General features: G+C 49.0%; 23 protein-coding genes. 17 read left to right on the top strand and 6 right to left on the bottom strand.

The window, feature by feature from the left end:
• Positions 1-383: 383 nt before the first annotated feature.
• Positions 384-812, bottom strand: coding sequence for a CBS domain-containing protein (locus TY09_RS03505; RefSeq protein ID WP_035317037.1), 429 nt, complete (start codon positions 810-812; stop codon positions 384-386).
• A 291-nt stretch (positions 813-1,103) separates the two neighbouring features.
• On the opposite strand from TY09_RS03505, the gene TY09_RS03500 reads away from it, so the two are divergent.
• Both TY09_RS03500 and TY09_RS03495 read left to right on the top strand, forming a co-directional pair.
• Positions 1,104-1,853 (top strand): EFR1 family ferrodoxin, encoded by a 750-nt coding sequence (locus TY09_RS03500; protein ID WP_042431254.1) that lies wholly within the window; start codon positions 1,104-1,106, stop codon positions 1,851-1,853.
• A 723-nt stretch (positions 1,854-2,576) separates the two neighbouring features.
• Positions 2,577-3,821 (top strand): DEAD/DEAH box helicase, encoded by a 1,245-nt coding sequence (locus TY09_RS03495; protein ID WP_052335546.1) that lies wholly within the window; start codon positions 2,577-2,579, stop codon positions 3,819-3,821.
• Between the two features lie 69 nt (positions 3,822-3,890).
• Here TY09_RS03495 and TY09_RS03490 read toward each other — a convergent pair whose 3' ends face one another.
• The 3 genes from TY09_RS03490 to TY09_RS03480 are packed head-to-tail and all read right to left on the bottom strand — an operon-like array spanning position 3,891 to position 6,754.
• Complete coding sequence (locus TY09_RS03490) at positions 3,891-4,559, bottom strand: DUF6320 domain-containing protein (RefSeq protein WP_042431252.1); 669 nt, start codon at positions 4,557-4,559, stop codon at positions 3,891-3,893.
• Positions 4,546-5,826 carry a hypothetical protein gene (locus TY09_RS03485; RefSeq protein WP_042431250.1) on the bottom strand — a complete coding sequence of 427 codons (1,281 nt, stop codon included), beginning with the start codon at positions 5,824-5,826 and terminating at the stop codon, positions 4,546-4,548. The genes TY09_RS03490 and TY09_RS03485 overlap by 14 nt, the downstream gene beginning before the upstream one ends.
• Positions 5,813-6,754, bottom strand: a complete 942-nt coding sequence (locus tag TY09_RS03480) for an alpha/beta hydrolase (protein ID WP_081759588.1) — start codon at positions 6,752-6,754, stop codon at positions 5,813-5,815. The genes TY09_RS03485 and TY09_RS03480 overlap by 14 nt, the downstream gene beginning before the upstream one ends.
• Positions 6,755-7,118: 364 nt before the next feature.
• Between TY09_RS03480 and TY09_RS03475 the strand changes: the two genes are divergently transcribed.
• From TY09_RS03475 to TY09_RS03435, 9 genes are all read left to right on the top strand, one after another.
• Positions 7,119-8,024, top strand: coding sequence for a ribonuclease Z (locus TY09_RS03475; protein ID WP_042431248.1), 906 nt, complete (start codon positions 7,119-7,121; stop codon positions 8,022-8,024).
• Positions 8,025-8,579: 555 nt separating this feature from the next.
• Positions 8,580-8,903 carry a PadR family transcriptional regulator gene (locus TY09_RS03470; RefSeq protein WP_194955926.1) on the top strand — a complete coding sequence of 108 codons (324 nt, stop codon included), beginning with the start codon at positions 8,580-8,582 and terminating at the stop codon, positions 8,901-8,903.
• Entirely contained in the window at positions 8,903-9,250 is a 348-nt protein-coding gene (locus TY09_RS03465) for a DUF1048 domain-containing protein (protein WP_042431246.1), read from the top strand. Before TY09_RS03470 ends, TY09_RS03465 begins: the two co-directional genes overlap by 1 nt.
• Before the next feature lie 9 nt (positions 9,251-9,259).
• On the top strand, positions 9,260-9,646 hold the full coding sequence (locus TY09_RS03460; RefSeq protein ID WP_042431244.1) for a DUF1048 domain-containing protein: 387 nt from the start codon (positions 9,260-9,262) through the stop codon (positions 9,644-9,646).
• Entirely contained in the window at positions 9,630-10,388 is a 759-nt protein-coding gene (locus TY09_RS03455; protein WP_042431242.1) for an ABC transporter ATP-binding protein, read from the top strand. Before TY09_RS03460 ends, TY09_RS03455 begins: the two co-directional genes overlap by 17 nt.
• A 2-nt stretch (positions 10,389-10,390) precedes the next feature.
• Positions 10,391-11,152, top strand: a complete 762-nt coding sequence (locus TY09_RS03450; RefSeq protein ID WP_042431240.1) for an ABC transporter permease — start codon at positions 10,391-10,393, stop codon at positions 11,150-11,152.
• 377 nt (positions 11,153-11,529) lie between these two features.
• Entirely contained in the window at positions 11,530-12,261 is a 732-nt protein-coding gene (locus TY09_RS03445; RefSeq protein WP_042431238.1) for a class I SAM-dependent methyltransferase, read from the top strand.
• 68 nt (positions 12,262-12,329) lie between these two features.
• Positions 12,330-13,037: a DNA alkylation repair protein gene (locus tag TY09_RS03440; RefSeq protein ID WP_042431236.1), complete on the top strand. Its 708-nt coding sequence runs from the start codon at positions 12,330-12,332 to the stop codon at positions 13,035-13,037.
• Between the two features lie 112 nt (positions 13,038-13,149).
• Positions 13,150-13,986 carry an alpha/beta fold hydrolase gene (locus tag TY09_RS03435; RefSeq protein WP_042431292.1) on the top strand — a complete coding sequence of 279 codons (837 nt, stop codon included), beginning with the start codon at positions 13,150-13,152 and terminating at the stop codon, positions 13,984-13,986.
• A 646-nt stretch (positions 13,987-14,632) separates the two neighbouring features.
• On the opposite strand, the gene TY09_RS18545 is transcribed toward TY09_RS03435, so the two are convergent.
• The gene (locus TY09_RS18545; protein ID WP_009064506.1) at positions 14,633-14,776 is read right to left on the bottom strand and encodes a hypothetical protein; all 144 of its coding nucleotides are present in this window, start codon (positions 14,774-14,776) and stop codon (positions 14,633-14,635) included.
• 237 nt (positions 14,777-15,013) lie between these two features.
• Here TY09_RS18545 and TY09_RS03425 point away from each other — a divergent pair, with 237 nt between their 5' ends.
• The 4 genes from TY09_RS03425 to TY09_RS03410 all read left to right on the top strand — a co-directional run bounded on the left by TY09_RS03425 (position 15,014) and on the right by TY09_RS03410 (position 18,614).
• Complete coding sequence (locus TY09_RS03425; protein WP_042431234.1) at positions 15,014-15,646, top strand: superoxide dismutase; 633 nt, start codon at positions 15,014-15,016, stop codon at positions 15,644-15,646.
• A gap of 367 nt (positions 15,647-16,013) precedes the next feature.
• Positions 16,014-17,027, top strand: coding sequence for a methyltransferase (locus TY09_RS03420; protein WP_042431232.1), 1,014 nt, complete (start codon positions 16,014-16,016; stop codon positions 17,025-17,027).
• Entirely contained in the window at positions 16,999-17,451 is a 453-nt protein-coding gene (locus TY09_RS03415; protein ID WP_042431230.1) for a MarR family winged helix-turn-helix transcriptional regulator, read from the top strand. The genes TY09_RS03420 and TY09_RS03415 overlap by 29 nt, the downstream gene beginning before the upstream one ends.
• Positions 17,452-17,474: 23 nt before the next feature.
• Positions 17,475-18,614, top strand: a complete 1,140-nt coding sequence (locus TY09_RS03410; protein ID WP_042431228.1) for an ABC transporter substrate-binding protein — start codon at positions 17,475-17,477, stop codon at positions 18,612-18,614.
• A 282-nt stretch (positions 18,615-18,896) separates the two neighbouring features.
• Here TY09_RS03410 and TY09_RS03405 read toward each other — a convergent pair whose 3' ends face one another.
• Positions 18,897-19,514, bottom strand: coding sequence for an L-2-amino-thiazoline-4-carboxylic acid hydrolase (locus tag TY09_RS03405; RefSeq protein ID WP_042431226.1), 618 nt, complete (start codon positions 19,512-19,514; stop codon positions 18,897-18,899).
• 482 nt (positions 19,515-19,996) lie between these two features.
• Between TY09_RS03405 and TY09_RS03395 the strand changes: the two genes are divergently transcribed.
• A complete protein-coding gene (locus tag TY09_RS03395) occupies positions 19,997-20,593 on the top strand; it encodes an MptD family putative ECF transporter S component (RefSeq protein ID WP_042431221.1) in 597 nt (198 codons plus the stop codon).
• Entirely contained in the window at positions 20,593-21,327 is a 735-nt protein-coding gene (locus TY09_RS03390; protein ID WP_042431219.1) for an energy-coupling factor transporter transmembrane component T, read from the top strand. The genes TY09_RS03395 and TY09_RS03390 overlap by 1 nt, the downstream gene beginning before the upstream one ends.
• Positions 21,328-21,364 lie beyond the last annotated feature (37 nt).

Here is a 21,364-nt window from a genome sequence, read left to right as displayed (position 1 = left end):
CAGTTTTTAGACTTGCGAATGAATCCCCTTACCAGGATTTTAAGCTTGACTGCTTTGAAAAGAGAACTCTATTTCATTTTTCAATAATAGAATCAGTATGCCTAAAGAGTATTATGTTTTCGAAATTATGTCAACGTGTATTCTGTCGAATTATGTTGACATAAATTTTTTTGTGTGCAAAAGAAAAAATGATTGACAAAATATGGAAATTAATTTATAATATACTTATATTCGCGGTATATCCGTTGTTATGGGTGTGTTCTCCGTAACAGGGGGCGGGGTGGTTGTACAGCCATCCCGCCCCTGTTTTTATATCTTAGAATGACAAACTCCCTCAGCCGGAATTCTTTCCGACAGAGGGAGTTTGAATTTGAAAGATGTTTTTACATTTGGGTAGCGCTGGATTGCGAAATGTTTTTAAGAGCCTCGCCCGCATTGTCCTGAAGATTGGGTTGAACAGAGATGTCCCCCAGTGCGACTACGCCCACTATAGTATTGTTCTCTACAATAGGCACTCTTCGAATTTGCTTTTCGCTCATCAATTTTGCAACCTCGTGTACATCCATTTCAGGGTTGCCTACCACAGGATTCTGGCTCATGATATCGCAGACCTTTTGCTGCTTTACATTCTGGCCTTTCGCAGCAGACCTTGTTGCGATATCCCTGTCGGTCACAATGCCAACTACCTTTTCCTGATCGCAGACAGGAATAGAGCCAATATTGTGCTGCTTCATCAGTTGAGCAGCTCTTTCGATGGAATCATCCGGATTCAGCTTGGTAACTTCTTTTGACATGATATTTCTAACTTTCATATCCATCACCTCTATCCTTATGTTTTCCACCAAATCTATTTTTATAATGGAATTGTAATTGCAACTGAAGAAATATTGAAAAAAAGAGGATCATCATGAATGATTTGAAGCTGCAGCTTGAGCGGCCCAATGAAAACTTTAATCTTCGAATAGCCATAAGAGCAAAAACGACTTCCTTTTGCCGGCCTGTTTTTTCTTTGCAAACACGATACAATCCGCTATAATAATCGTAGACAAACAGTTTGAAAATAGGCCCAATGAGTAGCTGCATAGATAGGATGTGATGTTGCAATGGTAATATATTATAGCTCAACAGGTAATTCCAAGCATGTTGCTTTCAAGCTGCACGAGGCATTTCATGGGGATTTCATAGACATCTGTGACTTTGAGGAGCCAACCTCATTTGACTTAGAAGATGGGGAGACACTGTTTCTGGTCACTTTCAATTGTTTTTGGGGAGTCTCAAACCGGATGGAATCCTTCCTTCGAGAAAGTGAATTTAGGAACGTCGGCAAAATAGTCGTAATCATGACATGCGGCGGATATCTGGGTGGCGGAGATGCCTCGGTAGAAAAGCTGTTTTTAGAAAAGGGGTTGCCGAAACCAACCGTTTACTCACTGGTTATGGTCACAAACTATTCTATACTGCATGATGTGCCGCCGTTGGATGCTCAAAAAAGGAAGCTGATGCATGCGGAAAATACCCTTCGTAACATCATTCAGGGGACACAAAAGCCCTATCACAGCAACTGGCTGATCCGGCAATTCACACCCATTGCTCGTGCTCAATACGAAAAATCTCGAATCACATCACCTTTCACTGTGGACAGCTCCTGCATCCATTGCGGACTGTGTGCGAAGAACTGTCCCTCTCATGCGATTGAAATGAAAGACGGAAAACCATTTTGGAAGCTCCCGAAATGTGATATCTGCTTACGCTGTCTGCATCACTGTCCGGTTGAAGCGATCAACTACGGTGATTCCACCCGGGATCGTTTGAGATATACTTATGATTCTTCTGTAGAAACTCCTATTACATAACTTATATTTTGTTTTGGAATAGAAGCATTTGAAATGATGGGATATCCGCTTGTTTGCGCCCCAAGACCCTGTTGTAAGCGGGTTTTCGCGTTTGTCCTGATAAGCACTTGCACCATTCGGCCCGCGAAATCAAATGATATCGCGGGCCGATTTTTACCTTCTATAAGGGATATTACCTGCAAATCAGCAGCCGACCCCGCTGTTTGCTTTATTTTGATAAGCGTTTATACGCCGTTTCTTTCACACTTCAGCCAATCAGATTTTTATAGTCAGCAGTTGACTTTTCGTGGCATGTGTGTTAAAGTAGACAGGTATTCAAAAATGTTACATTGCCTCACATGTTTTTGTAAGTCATTGATTCGTTTCATTGAGTTATAAAAGCGTGTGTTTTTTTGTGCGTTACAGATGCAATACTGACTCAGGTACCAGTGATAGAATAACGGTACGTCAGGTTCATTCTGAAAAAGACTGCGGCCCTGTTACAAATAGTGGCGGCAGCGGCGAAGTGCCTGTTCGTTTTCCTTCCATCGTTTCTGATCGCGAAGAGCCTGAACGAAGGCGGCAAGGTAATTTTTTAGTACGGAACGGAGTCTGAAAAGCAGCAGAAATCATGTGCTGTGAACGTCAGAACGTATAACGCAAACGGGATTCAAGGGCCGCCAATTTCAATGGGGTTGGCGGATTCTCTTGACACGAAGAAATATTAGATGAAATGGAGCTTTCATGATCACAAACTTTGAAAAATTTGGCTTTACGCCGGAACTGCTGCGGGGAATTGTAAAAATGGGATACTGTGATCCGTCCCCCGTACAGGAAGTCGCCATAGGGCCTATGCTGGAAAAACAGGATCTGTTGGTGCAGGCGCCTACCGGCACCGGAAAAACGGCTGCGTTTGGCCTTCCGATTCTGGAAAATGTGAATCCTGCCGACCGGCAGATTCAAGCTGTCATTCTTTGCCCCACGCGGGAACTGGCAGTGCAGACAACCGGTGTTCTGAAGCAGATGGCCACCTACAAGCAAGGGATTCGAGTTCTGGCGCTGTATGGCGGGGAACCGATTCAGCGTCAGATCATGGCGTTAAAACGCTGCCCGCAAATTATAGTGGCTACCCCCGGTCGCATGATGGATCATATGCGCCGCAGAACCACCCGGCTGAGCGGCGTCAATTGTATTGTGCTGGATGAGGCGGATCAGATGCTGGATATGGGATTCCGAGAGGATATCCATACCATTCTGCAGTGCGTTCCCACCGAACGGCAAACAGTGCTGTTTTCCGCAACCTTGTCCGATGAAATCAAAACGATCGCTGCACAGTATCAACAGGATACAAAGCAGATCTGCATTCAGCCCAATACTGCCAGCGCAAAGAAAGTGGAGCAGTTTTACTGCGAAGTCCGCGGCAACGCGAAATTTTCCGCGCTGCTGCAGCTGCTGCAAAAAAAGCAGTTCGATCTTTCTTTGGTTTTCGTCGCAACGAAAGTGATGGCCGGCGATCTGGCGTCTCAGCTGACGGAAGCCGGGTACCCGGCAGAGGCGATTCATGGCGACCTGCGCCAAAAGCAGCGGGATCAGGTCATGCGGCGCTATCGGGATGGCAAGGTAAATATTTTGGTCGCGACCGATGTTGCCGCCCGCGGCATTGACGTCGGGGGAATCGACGCGGTTGTGAACTACGACATTCCCGGCGATGCGGAAAGCTATGTACACCGGATTGGACGAACCGGCCGGGCAGATCGTACCGGGGTTGCATATACCTTTATCTACCCCAGAGAGCGAGGCAAGCTGCACGGAATTATCAGCAATACCAAAGCATCCATCGCACCCGTTGTACTGGATGTCAAGTCTGCTCTCCCTGAATTTTCAATGCTTCAAAAGCAGTATCAGAATGAGAGCCGGAACAAACGCAGAAACACGGGGAAGCCCTGGAACAAGAGCCGATCCTCGCACAGACCGGCATTTAAAGCCTGAATGTTTTGTCCCTCAAAATAAAAAAGCCTGCATCACAGCGAAAGCTCGCCGTGATGCAGGCTTTTTTGATTATAAATGGAATCTGCGCTGAATTTCCGTCCAGAGCGCTTTCCCTTCGAAAAACAGCAGGAATGCCAGAAAAACAATGGAGGCTCCAAAGCTGATGGCCGATGGGATGACGACACGAACCGCACCCGTCAGAATCAGGATAAAACAGACAATTCCCAGAACACAGTCGATAACAAGGTATAAAATATAATCCTGTGTATCGAGTCTGCGTGCTTTTGCCACGATCGTCATGGCGAGCAGGGCACAGGAGCAAAGAATGGGAAACACAAAATTCAGCGACCAGCCGCTGAAGCCCGTCAGAAAATCCCATAAAAACGCAATGAGCGTGACAATGATCACCTGCCAGAGGATATTCTTAGGCAGGTTCTTTCGCTTTTTGACGATGAGCGACACATCGATCCACAGACTTGCGATACCGGCGATCACAAACAGCGACCACCATCCGCCTGCAGGCATGATCAGGTTGATCATCACACAGATCGCCGCCGCGCACACACTGCCAAATGCGAGCCATGCAATAAGCACTCGGCTGACGGTTCGCCGGGGATTTGGCAGACGCGGGAACCGGTTGCCGGAGCCATCCGGAGTTCCGACCGGTTTGTTCTGGCAGAGCGGACAGCGAGTTTGCTCTCCGGGTAAATCCACTTTGCAATGTTCACACCGCAGCATATGCCGTCTCCTCTTCATTGTACTGTTCCAGATTGGAAACCACCTGTACAGAAATCCCCATCTCCGTCAGCTGGCGGAAAAAATGCCGCTGAATTCCGGTGTCCGCCAACTGCGAGGATACGCTGACAGCCAGGGTATCCCCAAAAGAGCAAAGACAGAGCTGCGGACGCTTGGTGCTGACGAACACATCGAATAATTGAATGTGTTTTGCTGCCTCTGCGGGTACCGCGACCCGGCCGATATTGGAGAAAGCCGCCGTGTCCCCGCCGTCCGCCCAAATTCCGCTGATGCGCAGGATCGGGATTTTCAACGGCAGGGGAATGGCCTTAATGAAGGGATTGTTTTCAAAGACCGAATACCGGCTGATGATCCCGTGCAGATTTTCCTGGGTCAGCTGCCGCCGGAAGGACTCGCGCACATTTGCCAGAACCTGAGCGAATTCCTGTCCGTCTTTTTGAAAATGGTGTGAAACCTGGATCACTCCAAAAAAATTTCGGGCCGTCTGTGCGGGAAAGAAGCGGCGAAGATCCACCGGCACGCTAATGATGACAGGGCGGTTTCGTTCCCGTACCGCCATTCCATCGTAAATGGAGCAAATCAGCAGTGTAACCAGGAATTCACTGAGTGTGGCGTCATTTTCATGGGCCTTTTGAAGTACTGCTTTGGCGGATAAAAATCCCTCTGTAATCCCGGTCCGGTTGCCGGGCAGGCGTTCCCCGCGAATCCGATAAGCCCGGTAATGTTTCATTTTCGGGACGGTTCCGGTTTTATCATAATATTTATAAAACGCATCCTGGTTTTTTTGATCGCGGGAAGCGTCATAATCGGCCAACCGTCCTGAAATTCGATACTTTTTTGCCAGATAAGCAAAGACCAGAGCGCGTAAAAACTGCATTGCGCCGGTACCATCTGCCAAAACGTGAAATACTTCCAGATTGATTCGCTTTTTATAATAGAGGACACGGAATAATAAGCCGGGCCCATCCTGATTGTAAATAGGGCTGCAAGCGGGAAGCGACTCCTTTTCGACCTGCGGACGGAGATTGCTTTCCTCCAGGTAGTACCAGAACAATCCTTTTTTCAGGATGGAACGGTATAAAGGAAACTCCTGAATGGTTTCTTCCAAAGCACTCTGTAAAATACCGCTGTCTACCGGTTCGGTCAGCTCACATACAAAGCGGAATACCTTCGTATCCCGCTTTGTACTGGTGGGCGGAAATATCTTGGCGGCGTTGTCCAGCCGGCTCCAATGTTTACGTTCTGCCATGGAGATTACCCTTTCGTAAAAAACCGTTGATGATCCGATAGGTTTGCTGCACCTGCTCAAACCGCGGCGGCAGCATCATATAAGCGTGAAGCGCATCCGGAATGCGGATGATCTGCACGTCATTCCCTGCGGCGCGCAGTTTTTCCCCATACGCTTCCCCCTCGTCCCTGAGCGGACAATACTCTGCGGTAATCAGCAGGGTACGGGGCTGCCGTGAGAAATCCGACGCCAGAAGCGGGGCAAAATAGGGATTGTTCAGATCGTCATCCAAGCTCCGATAAAGCTCGATAAAGCTTTGAATCCGTCTAGAGGTAAGAAGATAGTCCGTTCCGTTCTCCCGGATAGACGGAAAGGGAGACCGCTCACTGTGGTCATTGTACGTGGACGGATACAGAAGGATTTGCCGTTTGGGAAGAAACTCCCCCCGGTCCCGCGCCATCAAAGAAACGGCCGCGGCCAGATTGCCCCCGGCGCTGTCGCCGATCAGCGTGATGCTGTCCGGGTTCACACGCGGAATCCGGCCGAGAAAAAACTCGCGCGTTACCGCGTAGCAATCCTCTACAGCGGCGGGGAATTTGTGCTCCGGCGCCAGCCGGTAATCCACGGAGGCTATGGTGCAGTTGGTCGCTTTTGCAAGATCGGCACAAACGCCGGTATAGTTTTCGATTCCTCCGGTTACCCAGCCGCCGCCGTGAAAAAAGAGAAGAAGAGGGAGGGCTCTTTTTCTGCTCGGCGCAAAAAGGCGCACGGGAATAGCGCGGCCGTCGCAGAAAACCTTATGGTCCCACATCTTGTAATCTTTCGGTCTTCCCCGCAATCGGGAAGTAAGTATTTGAAACTGCCGTTCCATTTTATATGTTTTTTTCACATCCGGTTCTAAGGACGTAATTGCCTTAAGGGCCGCCCGCATTACCTTATTGATCGACAAGTATCTCACATCCCCCTATCAATGGCTGATCTGCGTCCGATGGTACCCGATTTCGAAATGTACCGGCGGCTCATGTCGTACAATCCACTTATAAACACAGCTTCGATATTGGAAATTATACCATAATTCGTATTTAATATCCAATCAGATGCCGCGCAAAAATAAGAATTACTGCTTAGGCTGTTTATGCTATACTAAATCTACAGGATAAGAGTCAACAAAATATCTGTTCAGAAATCGGTGAGATGCTTCTTCTTGAACTGCTGGCTGCCTCGGCCCCGGGCTGAGAGTATGAGGAATAGATGGATCACACCGGGATCATGATAAGGGAAATCGTAGAAAATCGGAAGGGGGATGGAAGCCCATGGTAGAAGTGTGTTTACCCGGAACAGGTGGGATGCTCCCGCTGGAAAATCGCTGGACGGCAAGCTGCTGGGGAGAGTTTCAGGGTACGGCGATCCTCATTGATTGCGGTGAGGGGACACAGATTGCCCTGAAAAAAGCGGGCTGCAAATTAAGCCGGCTGGAGCTGCTGCTCATTACCCATTTTCATGCGGATCATATCGCTGGATTGCCCGGACTGCTTCTGACCTTGGGCAACTATGGAAAAAAGACGCCGCTCACGATTGCCGGGCCTGCCGGGCTGGGGCAGGTGGTAGCGTCGCTGATGACCATAGCGCCGAATCTTCCCTATCCGATTGTGTTAAAAGAGTTGGATGGAGAGACTAGAGACTTTGATTTGTTCGGTATCCACTTTGCGTCCATGCATTTGCAGCATGGTATCCCTTGCCTGGGTTACCGCCTGACTTTGAAACGGAAGCCGATCTTTAACCCGGACAAGGCAAAGGAACTGGGCGTGCCTCTGCACTATTACAAAACCCTGCATGCCGGTCAACCGGTTGTACTGGACAACGGCAATCGAATTTTACCTTACATGGTGCTCGATGGGGAGCGTCGCCCGATCAGTATCTGCTACTGCACAGATACCCAGCCGATTGAGGAGATTTCCAGCTTCGCCCATGGTGCGGATTTATTTGTCTGTGAGGGAATGTATGGGGACGAGGCCATGAGCGAAAAGATGCAGGAAAAAGGGCATATGATCTTTTCGGATAGCGCCAGACTGGCCCAACGTGCTGAAGTAAAGCAGCTGTGGCTGACCCATTTCAGCCCTGCCATGAAAGAGCCGGAGCAGTATCTGGATGCAGCCATGTCCATTTTTGAACATACAGCGGTCGGCTATGATGGCATTCGCACAACGCTTGGGCCATAAAAAGGGAGTCAGAGAAGGATCAAGGCGGACAGTATCGGAACCAGCGAGGGTAACCGGTACGGCGCAAGAAAGAGGAAGCAGATGTTCATCTGCTTCCTCTTTCTTCTAGGTATGTTCTCTAACGATGATTTTTTGGACAGTCCGGCCCAAAAGAAACATCAAAATGAATACATTTACTGATGCACGGAAAACCAGGCCGCTTTGGCGAGCGGCCTGGTTGCTTTTTGGAAACTACATGTTGAAAAGATGCACACATCTTTATAAAGCTTCCCTGACTTTCGTGAAAAAGAAAAGGAAGCATGATGAAGTTCGGCGACATCTTGGAAAAGTACGGTCAATCGAATAAAAGCCTCGCTGCCCGCTGGTTTTTACCAGAGACAGCAGAGCTCTTTTTGTTATGCGATGCACTCTGGTCTGGCGGTTTGCCGTTCAGGTTCAGATGAAATTTATGATTTAGAATAACCGCTGTTGACAAATTGACTATTCTGCGTTACTATATAGCGGTAGTAAGCAATACTGAATACCGGTGCTGCTGAATAGCAAGGAGTGATTGTACTGGAAAACTTAACGGAAATGCTCAAAGGTGTGCTTGAGGGCTGCGTCCTTGAAATAATAAGCCGCAAAGAAACCTATGGCTACGAAATCACGCGGCGCCTGAACGCCCTCGGCTTTACGGATGTTGTGGATGGAACGGTATATACCATACTGGTTCGGCTTGAAAAAAACAAGCTGGTAGAGATCAGCAAAAAGGCCTCCGACGTGGGGCCGCCGCGAAAGTTTTTTACGCTCAACGACGCGGGGCGCGAGGAACTGCAGAAGTTTTGGGAGAAATGGGAGTTCGTATCATCGAGAATGAACGAGCTGAAGGAGAAAAAATAATGAATTTTTGGGATAGGATCACAGGAAACGACATGACGAAAGAAATGCGGGCTTTTGAATTGCGGGCCAAGAAGCTGCCGGCTGATTATCAGGAAGCATGGGAAAAAATTAATTTGAATCTTTGGCCGCACACGGATTTCACCGGCCGCAACCTCATGCCGATTCTTGACGGTGTGCTCGGCCTGCTCGAAGAAGGGGCGGCGAACGGCGAGAGTGTCCGGGAAGTCTTGGGCGACGATATTAAAGGCTTCTGTTCATCGCTGGCCGGCGAAGAAGGGGCAAAGTCGTTGCGCGACAGGTGGCGTGATCAGCTCAACCATACTATCGCCAAAAAATTAGGCAAATAGGAGGATATCATGAACATACAAGAGATTATCGAAAGCAAAAAAGAGTGGCGGGCGCACATGGCGCGTGTCAAAGCGCTCCCGCAGGAGTATCAGATCGTTTATAAAAAGATTCAAAAATATCTCTTTCGGGTCGGCCCTGTTGAGATGGCCGATGGGATAACCGACGGAACGGGCTTATTCTCGGGAATTGTCGATCTTTTTGAAGAGGGAGCGGCTTTGGGGAAAGGTGTTCTCGAAGTGACGGGCCGCGACGTAGCGGCTTTCTGCGACGATCTGATCCAAGATTCCAAAACGAACGCCGATATCTATCAGGAATCTGTCAACCGCGACGTTTATAATGCCATAAAAAAAGATATGGATAAAAAAGGGGGAGATCGGGGTGGAAAAAGCAATTGAAGTAAAAGGGCTGAAAAAGTCCTACAAACACCTCCCTGTACTGAAGGGTGTGGATTTTGAGGTGGAACGGGGTACAATTTTTGCCCTGCTCGGCTCTAACGGAGCCGGCAAGACCACGATTGTCAAAATCCTTACCACGCTGCTCAAACCAGACGGCGGCACTGCCGTCGTCAACGGCTTCGATGTTGCGGCAAAGCCGGATGATGTGCGGCAGTCGATCAGCCTGACCGGGCAGTTTGCCGCCGTGGATGAGATTCTGACCGGGAGGGAAAACCTTATCATGATCGCCAGGCTGCGGCATCTTGAAAATCCCCGTCAAATCGCGGATGATCTGCTGAAACGCTTTGGCCTGACCGATGCCGCGGACCGCAGGGTGTCTACTTATTCGGGCGGCATGCGCCGCAGGCTCGATATTGCCATGAGCCTGATCGGAAAGCCGCAGCTTATTTTCCTCGACGAACCGACCACCGGGCTTGACCCCGAGGCGCGCATCGAAGTCTGGAAGATCGTCAATGAGCTTGCCGACGGCGGTACGACGGTCTTTCTGACCACGCAGTATCTGGAGGAGGCCGAGCAACTTGCCGACCAGATCGCCATTCTGCATGAGGGCAGGATTATTGTAAGCGGCACGCTGGAGGAACTGAAAAAGCTGTTCCCGCCCGCCAAGGTGGAGTATGTGGAAAAACAGCCGACGCTCGAGGAGATTTTCCTTGCGATTATCGGCAAAAAGGAGGAAGCGTAGGAATGAAAAACCATTTTTTCAGTGACATGAATGTGATGATGGGACGTTCCATGCGCCACATCACCCGCAGCATGGATACCATTATCACGGTCTGTCTTACTCCGATCGCAATGATGCTGCTGTTCGTCTACGTATTGGGCGGCGCGATCCAAACCGGCACGGACAACTATGTGAATTATCTGCTGCCCGGCATCCTGCTGATGGCGATCGCGAGCGGCATCGCCTACACGGCTTTCCGCCTGTTTACGGATATGCAGAGCGGCATCTTCGAGCGATTCCACTCAATGCCGATTGCACGCTCAAGCGCGCTGTGGGGGCATGTGCTGACCTCGCTGGTATCCAACGCAATTTCGGTTGTCGTCATTATCCTTGTGGCGCTGATTATGGGCTTCCGCTCCTCGGCGGGGGTTCTGTCCTGGCTGGCCGTAGCTGGTATCCTCGTGCTTGTAATACTGGCACTGACCTGGATCGCGGTGATTCCTGGGCTGACTGCAAAATCGGTGGACGGCGCGAGCGCCTTTTCCTACCCGCTGATCTTTCTGCCGTTCATCAGCTCGGCGTTTGTGCCGACTGAATCGATGCCGGGCCCTGTCCGCGCTTTTGCGGAGCACCAGCCGGTGACCTCCATCGTCAACGCCATCCGCGCGTTATTATCTAATCAGCCCGTCGGCAATGATATCTGGAGCGCTCTTGTGTGGTGTTTGGGGATTCTTGTGGTGGCGTATGCTTTCGCCATGCTGGCTTATAAACGGAAAACAGCGTGAGAAATCAATCGGCACAATAGTGAATGAATCGGTTGAGGCAATCGCACCGCTTTTCGACGACGATTTCCGTTGTGGGAGAATCGAGAAATTAAAGATGGGCAGAAATGCAGTAAGGTATTTTAACATTTTTGATGGACTCCGTTGCTTATCAGATCATCAATAGTCATTACCTTGATCAAGAGAGGTCACCTGCAATAATGCCTTATAGCAGAACCCGCAGGGGAACACTGTAAAAAGTGTATCCAGCGGGTTTTGTTAGAATGGAAAATTTCACTCCTTTTGTGGTACAATGATTTTGGTTAGGTTCAGGGCAACTGCAAGGAATAAGTCCCCATCCTTTACAGAGGCAGGCAAACAAAATTTACTGAGGTAAGTATATGAACAATATTTATGATGATATGGACTTTTTTGATCAGTACGCGAAGATGTCGCGGAGCCGGCAGGGCTTATCCGGAGCAGGAGAATGGCATCAATTCAAAGCCTTGTTTCCGGATTTGAGCGGCAAAAGCGTACTCGATCTTGGGTGCGGTTACGGCTGGCACTGTAAATATGCGGTGGAATGCGGTGCAAAGCAGGTGCTGGGCATCGACTTGAGCGAAAAAATGATACAGGAAGCAAACGAAAAAAACGCTGACCCAAAAATCACCTATCGGGTCTGCGGGCTGGATGAATATGATTATCCAACCGATTCTTACGACTGTGTCATTTCCAATCTGGTGCTTCATTATTTTGCAGATATTGATTCTATTTTGAGAAAGATATATTCAACGCTGAAATCGGATGGCGTTTTTCTCCTTAATATCGAACATCCCGTCTTTACAGCGGGTGTGAACCAGGATTGGATTTACGATTCAGACGGCAAACCGCAGTATTGGCCGGTGGATGATTACTTTTATCCCGGAGAAAGAGTTACCCGTTTCCTTGGAAAAACGGTCATAAAGCAGCATCATACACTGACGCAGATTCTGATGGGGCTAATTAGAGCCGGATTTCGGCTGGAAGTGGTTGAAGAAGCGATGCCGAGCGCCGATAGCATAAAGATTCCGGGCATGTCCGATGAAATGCGCCGCCCGATGATGTTGCTGATCAAGGCCCTGAAACGGGGATAATAAAAAAGAATGAGGCAGACAATCGGGAATAATAATCGCAGGATTATATGGATCGAAGGAGGATTTGTGTGGACGTTCAGACAATATTGCAGGAACTGGAATCATTGGGTACGGAGCGAACAAAGAAGGTATATCTGCAGCAGGGGGCGCACGAGCCGCTTTACGGAGTCGCGACGGGTGCGATGAAACCGATTGTCCGGAAAATCAAGATCGATCAAGCGCTTGCGGAGGAGCTTTACGTGACCGGCAACTATGACGCCATGTATCTGGCCGGTATGATTGCCAACTCCAAAACCATGACGGAAGCGGATTTTGACCGATGGATGGAAAGCGCGTATTTTTACATGATCTCTGATTTTATCGTGGCGGTGACGCTTGCGGAAACGGACATTGCGCAGGCCGTTTCCGACCGGTGGATTGCAAGCGGCAAAGAATTGTATGTATCCGCCGGGTACAGCTGCTATTGCTGGCTGATCGGCAACCGCAAGGATGAGGAGTTCGACAGGGAAAAGCTGAACGCGATGCTCGAAACGGTGAAAAATACGATTCATGACAGCCCTGACCGGGCCAAATATGCGATGAACAATTTTGTTGCAACCGTAGGCGTTTCCTATCTTCCGCTGCATGAAGAGGCGCTGGCTGTTGCCGACGCTATCGGAGCCGTGGAAGGATTTGGGGGCAAAGCGAAATTCAATATCCCTGTGGCCGCAGAGGAAATCCGAAAGGCGGCGGCCAAAGGGCGGCTGGGCTTCAAGCGCAGGAATGTCCGGTGTTAGGCACGATTTCATCACTTGGTTTATCAGACATTGAAAGATACTGTGCAGATTATTTGGATGAATGGTTTAAAATTGATCATTGCAAAGCGGGAAAGGGTGATAGCGTTTGAAAATGGTATCATTTCATGGCGACGTTCATATTTGTACGGAAAGCTTCGGTTCGCCGGGCAATCCGGCGGTACTACTCATCATGGGCGCGGCAAGCTCCATGATATGGTGGGAAACTGAATTTTGCGAAAAGCTGGCGGACAAAGGCTTTTATGTCATTCGTTACGATAACCGGGACACAGGCAAATCTACCTGCTATCCGCCGGGCGAGCCGGGGTATACTTTTGAAGATTTGGCTGACGACGCAATAGCTGTTTTGGATGCTTACGAAATCGACAAGGCCATTATCATGGGCATGTCAATGGGCGGGATGCTGACACAGATGATTGCTCTCCGGTATCCGCAACGGGTTTCCGGGATCGTACTGCTTTCTTCTATGTACTTCGCAAATGGAGCGGAAAGCCTGCCGTATTCCTCTGATGAAGTAAATGCTTTTTTCGAGCAGATGGCAAAATCCGAGCCGCCCAAGGATACGGATGGACTGGTCGAAGTCGCGATCCGGCAGTGGCGCATTACCAATCAGAGCAGACGTCCGCATGATGAGGACCATATCCGCAAAATGAATCGAATGGACGTAGAGCGTTCGGATCATTTCGACTCCCGTATGAATCATTCATATGCACAAGTCACGGGGGATGAGCTTGGCAGAATTGCCGAGATCGCAGTTCCGGCTCTGGTGGTTCATGGAACCGACGACGTCGTTATTCCTTATGTACATGGCGAAATGCTGGCAAAAACCATTCCGCATGCGGCTTTGCTGACGATGAATGGTGCGGGGCATGAATTGCATCCGTTGGACTATGACAGTGTGATCGAAGCAATATTCAAACAATTTTGTTAGGCACTCTGCAAATAGGTTCCTGATTCTGTAATATCATTTGCTCGTGCTGACCAATTTATTTTGTTCGGATTTGTGAGTTTGTCTTTATGGATATTTAGAGCACTTCAAAAAATCGAATCGTCTTAATAGTCATGGAAGCAGATCAGCAATACACTGATCTGCTTCCGGTTTTATACAAAGGCTCATTTTTGAAAATGGTATGGATAAGGCAAAATCAGCTTACCAAACGATTTGTTTTTGGCACATGCTGAAAAAGTGCTGTATTTCAAATGAAACAATGCTGCAATAGGGCTGCGTTTTCATAGTGCTTGTTTCAGGGGCAAATAAAAGCAGCCCCCGCTTTATGGCAGGAGCTGAGAATCCCATTCCTCGTATCATAATTTGAAATTTGTGATTTCACCCTTATCGTTTTGTGTTCGGTCCTAATGCTGCCTTTTTGGTGTTATGGTTTTGGTTCTGATTTTCGGTCTTGCTCTTAGAAATGTCTGCGCTGATTCCTTTGTTGCTTGACCGTTCTTCGGTATTTAAAGGTTTGTTTTGATCATTCATGAAAATCACCTCAGGATCGGCTTATTAAAATTAACAAAGTTGATGGAAGGAATAAAAACGATAGGGGAATCAAAGCCGTATATTCGGCTGCAAGGATTTATTTACCGTCGACAATATCCTGTAAACACCTCATCAGGTCATTCATTGTATACAGCTTCACATCGCGGCCGAGAATTTCATTTTTCAAATCGATGGACAGAGATTCAAATTTATCGCGGATTTTAGGATCTACATAAGACATAAAAATCACCTCAGCACTAGTGTGTGCAGACTGACTGGCTTTATGAATCAATCGGAACTGTTAAAGTGTGGTTCGGCGGGCAGGTCGCTTCTGTTGCGTTGTTCCGGGCCTGTATACATTTTTAAAATTGTTTTTTAATAGGCTCAGCCGGCAGATTTTTGCTCAAAGTAACACATGAAAACAGAATTCATACCATAGCATTATACATCATGAAATCCGCTTGCTAGGAGGGCAATTATGTCGGAAGAATGCTATGAGTTCGAGTTAAAACCATTGCCGTACAGTTATGATGCTCTGGAGCCATATATCAGTACTCAAACAATGCAGGTCCATCATGACAGACTTTTGAAAGGATATGTTGACAAACTAAATGCGACGTTAAAAGACTGCCCGCAGCTACAAAAAGTAAACCTGGATTGTATGCTCAGGAATTTATTTCTGATCCCGCAAAAAATCAGAACGAGCGTAATTCATTTCGGGGGCGGGGTATCGAACCACAATTTCTTTTTTGAATCGCTCAGGCCATCGGGTAAAAAGGAAAACGTTCCGGTAGGGAAGCTGAAAAACGCGATCGAAACCCATTTTGGGTCCTATGAAAAGTTCAAAGAACTATTTAAAGAGAAGGCCATGGCCGTTTTCGGGTCGGGGTGGATGTGGCTTGTAAAAGACCGGAATGGAAGGCTTATTATCTTTCAGACCGCCAATCAGGATTCCCCCTTGTCGTCAGGGTTTTGCCCGTTGATGGTCATCGACGTCTGGGAGCATGCCTATTTTCTGCAGTATCTAAATTTGAGAGATCAATATATCGATAATTGGTTCCATGTCATTGACTGGGATCGGGCCAATCAGCTATATGAAGTTCATGCTTAAATGGAATAGAATGGTTTAGGAGCGGCTTTCGGGCCGTTCTTTTTATTTTCGGGAAGCTGTACGTTTCAAATTTTTGGGAGGATTACAATAAGGCCGCCGCATGCATTCAAATTCTCATACATTTATTTTTAAAAATGTATGCTTGACATCCAATTACAATTATTGTATGCTATGCATACGTTAGTTAGCTTAGTCTAACTTTTAGATGAAGAACGAAGCAATTGCTCTGCTGGGGGAAAGGCGTTGAGAAATCAGCCGATCCCTTTGTACGAGCGCGATGTATCAGCAGCTTGATGATGAGGCCTTTCTGCGGAATGGATTGATGCGGTAGGGCTGACAATGGTACCGATAGGAGTTGATCACTGTGATGAATGGTTTTATCCCGGATTATCTGGACTACTATAACATGTTGGAACAACACCAGAGGGCGCAGCTTTTTTTCGCGGCCATCCGGCTGGACATCTTTTCGTATCTGAACGAATGGACGGACGCACACGGCGCTGCGCTTCAAAGCGGATACGACGAAAATGCGCTGAAGCACTGTTTACTTGCGCTGAGCGCACTCGATTTGATCGAGAAAGAGGGGGATGCCTATCGGAATACGCCTGCCGCAAAGAAGTATCTGACAAAAGAATCCCCTCATTACCTGGGTGAAACCTTGCTTTTCCGTGAATCGATGACCTCTCTGGCGGATATGGACGCGCTGGTGACCGGTGCAAAAAAGGGAGAGGCAAAGTATGATTTCGCAAAGCTGGCCGAGGTGACAGTTCCCGAAATGTATGCTACCGGCAGGGTGAGCCTGTTCCTTTCAGAAATGGATCGGATTTTTCCAAACAGAGATGATTCTGTAAATATTCTGGATTTGGGCGGCGGCTCGGGTGTGCTGGCCATGGAATTTGCAAAGCAGTTTCCGCACAGCTCCGCGGTGGTATTTGAGCATCCGGATGTGACTCCCGTAAGCAGGAAAATTCTGCGGGAACATGGCGCGCCGGATCGCGTCCGGGTTGTGGAAGGCGATTTCAACACGGATGCACTCGGCGGCCCGTATGATCTGATGATCGCGTCCGGAATACTGGATTTCTCAACCAATGGTCTATCGGATTTTATTCTGAAAATTTCAGAGGCGCTTTCAAAAAACGGATATCTGCTGCTGATCGGGCAGTTTGCAGATGATTCAGGCCAGAGTTCGCGCCGGACGATCAGCTGGCTTTCAGGCTACCTGAACGGCCTGCCCCTTCCTCCGTCCGGGGAAGACGTACGGCGGGCTCTGCAGAATGCAGGCCTGTCAAAGCTGCGGGAGGTCAAAGCCGGGAGGTTCCATGGGCAGATTTATCAAAAGGAGGAAGTAAGGGATGGACAATTTGCCAAGAGAAGTGATTAACGCCTTTATCGGCCTGACCGAAAGGATTGCCAACAGCAAAACCAATGTACTGGATTTTGGCAGCGAGGAGATGACCTTTTATCGGGGAGAAATCCACATTATTAAGATGATTGGGGACTATCCGGGAATATTCAGTTCCGAAATTGCGCGCAGGTTCGGTATTACCAGAGCGGTGGTTCATAAAACGCTTCTCAAGCTGGAGGAGCGCGAGCTGGTCACGAAAACTCAGAACGATGCGGACAAAAAAAGAGTTCCGCTCTTTTTAACGGAAAAGGGCCGGCAGGCCTATCGGTTTCACGAGGAATACCACAACCTGCACGATAAGGCTCTTTTCGAATATGTGGGCAGCCTGTCTCAGCCGGAGCTGGAAGCCGTCAAGAAATTTTTGGAGCACGCAAACAATCTGATTGAAAACCATGCATGAAAAACAGAACAGGAGGAAGCAGAATGATTCGTAAAGCAACTTTGGCGGCGGCCGCATTCTTTCTTTTGTCTGCCGCAGCATGCGGCGCTCAAAACACTACTTCCACAGCAGCGGGCGAAAGCACCGCTTCGCAAACCAGCGTGTCGGCTCCGGCGGAAAAGAAGGGCCCAAGGCTGATTACCGACCTGGGCGGCAATCAGGTGGAAATTCCCCCTGTATCGGAAATCCAGAAGGTGGTAATCATTACGCCCCCGGTTACCTCCGTTCTGCTGGAGGTCATTCCCGATAAAAATATGATCGTGGGCTTGAGCCCCAAATCATTTGCGTTTTCCAACGCGGAGGTGATGGCAAAGCTGTTTCCGAAATTTAAAGAGGTAGATACGTCTTTCATCGGGGATAATTTTGCCGTCAATGCAGAAGCGCTGCTTCAGCTTGATCCCGATATTATTTTGTATTATGGAGAGAATCAGAAAAAGGGCTTAACCAATACCGGTCTTCCCATCATCGATTTCTTCCCGAAGGGAAAGACCGACCCTAAGGATGTTTCCATTGCCTGGGACAACCTGCTCCGCGAGATATTTGAGAAGGACAGCAGCGAGGGGCTGCAGTCGGAATGGACAGCCTCGGATCAAAAATCCAAGGAACTGCTGGAAAAGCGGACAGGAGAAAGCAAAAGCGCCCTGTGCATTTTCAGCAATGCAGGCGGAAGCCTTGTTGTATCGGGAAGCAGCTCTTTTGATTCCTATGCGCAAAGCTTCTTTGAAAAGGCAGGTTTGCGAAATGCGGCTTCCGGGATCAGCGGTACCGCCGAGGTCAGCATGGAGCAGATTTACCAGTGGAATCCCGATATGATCTTTGTCTTCCATAACGCTCCGGCACAGGCCATTCTGAACAATACCATCGAAGGGCAGGACTGGTCGCTTTTAACAGCCTGGAAGAACAAAGCAGTTTACGATATTCCGCAAACCGCTTATTCCTGGGTGACGCCCTGCGCCGATTCCCCGCTGATGCCGCTGTGGCTGATCTCGAAAGCGTATCCCGAACTGTACAGCGAAGCAGAGTTTCGTTCGGAGCTTTCCGCTTACTATGAAAGGCTGCACCGTGTCACCTTAACACAGGCGGAGATGGATTCCGTTCTGGCGCTGAGAAAGCTGGAGCAGTGAGAGAATACATAACCTGATACCGTTTTAAAATGGAGAAGGCTTCTCCTTTTAGCCGATCACGATATGCTTCATGCAAAAGAAAGAGGATGCCGCTGCGGCATCCTCTTTCTTTTGCACATTACGGTTCTGCTTGTTTCAAGACTTTGGTCGGTCGCCAGTTCGTTGTAATCGCTGTGCCCGTCAGCCTCTGCCTGGTGGCTGCGTTCATCAGGCAAGACGGTCGGTGTATTTTCGGCATGGCTTTTACAATGGTGATGTACCAAAAGTCATGGCAGCTTTCTTTCAGGCTTTTTTCTGATAATGGCAGTCGCAGCAAGGGCCGCCGCCGGCCAAGGTGTTCCGCCGCGTGAAGACGGAACCGCTCAGTTCCGCCATGTCATAGTCATAGGTGCACATTGCGGGTGTGATTTCCGGGATACCGAGCGTTTGAAACAGATGCCAGATCCCGCAGGTATCGAAATAGCAGGAATAGCTGTTCCGGTCTGTTCCAGGCTCATACCGGAATTTCCAGGAATACGGATTCTTTCTTGCCTGGCTGGCTGCGGCTTGCCGGGCCAGCTTTGCCTGCGCTTTTTCAGAATAGGAATCCGAGTGCTTTAAAAAGTGCTTCATCACCGTGTTTTCCGTCATGGCCTTATGGTAGTACGTCGTCATGACAGAAAGCTCGGGCTTTTCCTGCAAATTCAGGTATACGGCGGCCAGCATGGCAGCGCTGAGAATATTGACAAGAAAGCGGTCGTCTTTATCAAAATCGGGAATATCGAAGAGAATGCTTCGGTAAGCAGTTCGGGCTTTTTTCATCACAGCCTGCGGGTCCTCCCGTGTGATCAGATAGAGCTGCCTGCGGAATGATTTTTGGAAAACCAGCCACATCCCTCTGGGAAGAAGTCCATATTTCATTCTGACACACCGCCCTTTGCACAACGCTGTTTCCACTTGCAGATTCATTATACTACCGGCTGTATCTCTTTACAAACAAAGAGATACAGCAATATTTCTGTTCGCGCTGCAAACCAAATGGATTGGCAGGGGCGAGCTTTTTTCACAGAAGCGCCTGAAAAATGGGGGCGGAAGAGATTGCAGAATGCAGGTGTTTTCTTTGTGCCGATCATTCCATTTTCCCAGCCGGCGGCAAATGGCCCCCCTTTAACGCTGTGAACAGGCGCATTAAAAAAACATTTCTCTGCCGCGCGTTCCGCAAGAGAGCAAATATGCTTTTGAAAGATAAGATTCTGACCGAATGGAGCAGAACAGAACCTTTCAGAGTAGACGAAAAAGAGCCTGATTCGCTACAATAGAATAGATTGAGGATCAAACGGCGCCCAATGGGCGCCTAAAAACGAGGACTATGTTAGTTTTTACTAACTTGCAGGAGGAACTTTATGTCTCAAAGTACGATCTCAAACAAAAGACTTCAGGGAAAAGACCTGATCAACGTAGGCATCTTTACCGCCATGTACTTTGTCATTGTATTTGCGGTGGCCCTGCTTGGGTACATACCAATCTTTATGCCGCTGCTCTGCGTGCTGGTGCCGATCGTCGGCGGAATCCCGTTCATGCTGTTTTTGACCAAAGTGAAAAAGTTCGGAATGATCTGGATCATGAGCGTCATTATGGGGATTTTGATGCTGCTGACCGGTATGGGCTTTTATTCTATTTTGGTAGGAGCGGTTTCCGGCCTGATCGCCGAGCTGATCTACAAAAGCGGCGATTACAGGAGCGCCTCCAAGGCGGTGCTGACCTCCGGCGTGTTCAGCATTTGGGTCTGGGGGAATTTTATCCCGCTGTTCCTGAATATCGATGCATACTTCTCTACCCGCCAAGGGTATGGCCAGGAGTATATCGATGCTTTGACCAGACTGATGCCCCCATGGATGTGCCCGGTTTTACTGATCGCTGCATTCATCAGCGGACTGATCGGCGGACTGCTTGGAAAAGCCGCCCTGAAAAAGCATTTTCAAAAGGCGGGGATTGCGTAATGCCCGCTTTTCTGCTGAATTCCAGCACGGGAAAACGAGCCCTGGTGCTTGACCCCAGAACAAAGCTGCTGCTGCTCGTTACCATGGCCGTCTTTGTTCTGGGGGGCCTGGGCGGGGTGCAGATGGAGAATTTCCGGCTGGCCCTTTCGGTCGTGCCGGTGTTTTTCCTTCTGTTTTCGATGAAATGGAGGGCCGCTTTTGTCTTTACCTTTCTGTTTTCCGTTTTCTATCTGATGCAGATTTTTCTGATCCCGGTCACCAGCGGCGTTGTCAATTTTCTGGTGATCGCAATGACGGGAATCGTCACCCGCTTTATGCCGAGCATCGCGATGGCGTACTTTGTGATGTCCACAACGACAGTCAGCGAATTCGTCGCCGCCATGGAGCGGATGCACCTTCCCAATCAGATCGTGATTCCCATGTCTGTGATCTTTCGCTTTTTCCCAACGGTCGGGGAGGAGTTCACCGCTATTAACGACGCGATGCGCATGCGGGGCGTCCGCTTCGGCGGCGGGAAGGTGACCGCCATGCTCGAATACCGGCTCATCCCCATGATGATCTGCTCGGTGAAAATCGGCGAGGAGCTCTCTGCCTCTGCGCTGACGCGGGGGCTTGGCGCGCCGGTCAAAAGAACGAATATCTGCAGAATCGGATTCCGCTTTCCGGATGTGCTCGCGCTGGCTCTGTGCCTGCTTGCGTTCGGAATGTGGATTCTGAATTCTTTTTTTGCGTAAAACGATTTTATATGAAACAGCAATCTTGCCCCGCCGG

Origin of the sequence: Faecalispora jeddahensis (assembly GCF_000577335.1) — a bacterium.
Taxonomy (GTDB): Bacteria; Bacillota; Clostridia; order Oscillospirales; family Acutalibacteraceae; genus Faecalispora; species Faecalispora jeddahensis.
Note: the sequence above shows the minus strand (reverse complement) of the source record. Positions and strands in the feature narration are given on the sequence as shown.

Bases quoted from the DNA above. Each gene is read 5' to 3' on its own strand.
- TY09_RS03435 (WP_042431292.1), top strand. From the start codon at position 13,150: ATGGTATCATTTCATGGCGACGTTCATATTTGTACGGAAAGCTTCGGT.
- TY09_RS18545 (WP_009064506.1), bottom strand. From the start codon at position 14,776: ATGTCTTATGTAGATCCTAAAATCCGCGATAAATTTGAATCTCTGTCC.
- TY09_RS03395 (WP_042431221.1), top strand. From the start codon at position 19,997: ATGTCTCAAAGTACGATCTCAAACAAAAGACTTCAGGGAAAAGACCTG.
- TY09_RS03485 (WP_042431250.1), bottom strand. From the start codon at position 5,826: ATGGCAGAACGTAAACATTGGAGCCGGCTGGACAACGCCGCCAAGATA.
- TY09_RS03450 (WP_042431240.1), top strand. From the start codon at position 10,391: ATGAAAAACCATTTTTTCAGTGACATGAATGTGATGATGGGACGTTCC.
- TY09_RS03420 (WP_042431232.1), top strand. From the start codon at position 16,014: ATGAATGGTTTTATCCCGGATTATCTGGACTACTATAACATGTTGGAA.
- TY09_RS03500 (WP_042431254.1), top strand. From the start codon at position 1,104: ATGGTAATATATTATAGCTCAACAGGTAATTCCAAGCATGTTGCTTTC.
- TY09_RS03495 (WP_052335546.1), top strand. From the start codon at position 2,577: ATGATCACAAACTTTGAAAAATTTGGCTTTACGCCGGAACTGCTGCGG.
- TY09_RS03415 (WP_042431230.1), top strand. From the start codon at position 16,999: ATGGACAATTTGCCAAGAGAAGTGATTAACGCCTTTATCGGCCTGACC.
- TY09_RS03445 (WP_042431238.1), top strand. From the start codon at position 11,530: ATGAACAATATTTATGATGATATGGACTTTTTTGATCAGTACGCGAAG.
- TY09_RS03475 (WP_042431248.1), top strand. From the start codon at position 7,119: ATGGTAGAAGTGTGTTTACCCGGAACAGGTGGGATGCTCCCGCTGGAA.
- TY09_RS03410 (WP_042431228.1), top strand. From the start codon at position 17,475: ATGATTCGTAAAGCAACTTTGGCGGCGGCCGCATTCTTTCTTTTGTCT.
- TY09_RS03405 (WP_042431226.1), bottom strand. From the start codon at position 19,514: ATGAAATATGGACTTCTTCCCAGAGGGATGTGGCTGGTTTTCCAAAAA.
- TY09_RS03460 (WP_042431244.1), top strand. From the start codon at position 9,260: ATGAACATACAAGAGATTATCGAAAGCAAAAAAGAGTGGCGGGCGCAC.
- TY09_RS03425 (WP_042431234.1), top strand. From the start codon at position 15,014: ATGTCGGAAGAATGCTATGAGTTCGAGTTAAAACCATTGCCGTACAGT.
- TY09_RS03390 (WP_042431219.1), top strand. From the start codon at position 20,593: ATGCCCGCTTTTCTGCTGAATTCCAGCACGGGAAAACGAGCCCTGGTG.
- TY09_RS03465 (WP_042431246.1), top strand. From the start codon at position 8,903: ATGAATTTTTGGGATAGGATCACAGGAAACGACATGACGAAAGAAATG.
- TY09_RS03490 (WP_042431252.1), bottom strand. From the start codon at position 4,559: ATGCTGCGGTGTGAACATTGCAAAGTGGATTTACCCGGAGAGCAAACT.
- TY09_RS03505 (WP_035317037.1), bottom strand. From the start codon at position 812: ATGAAAGTTAGAAATATCATGTCAAAAGAAGTTACCAAGCTGAATCCG.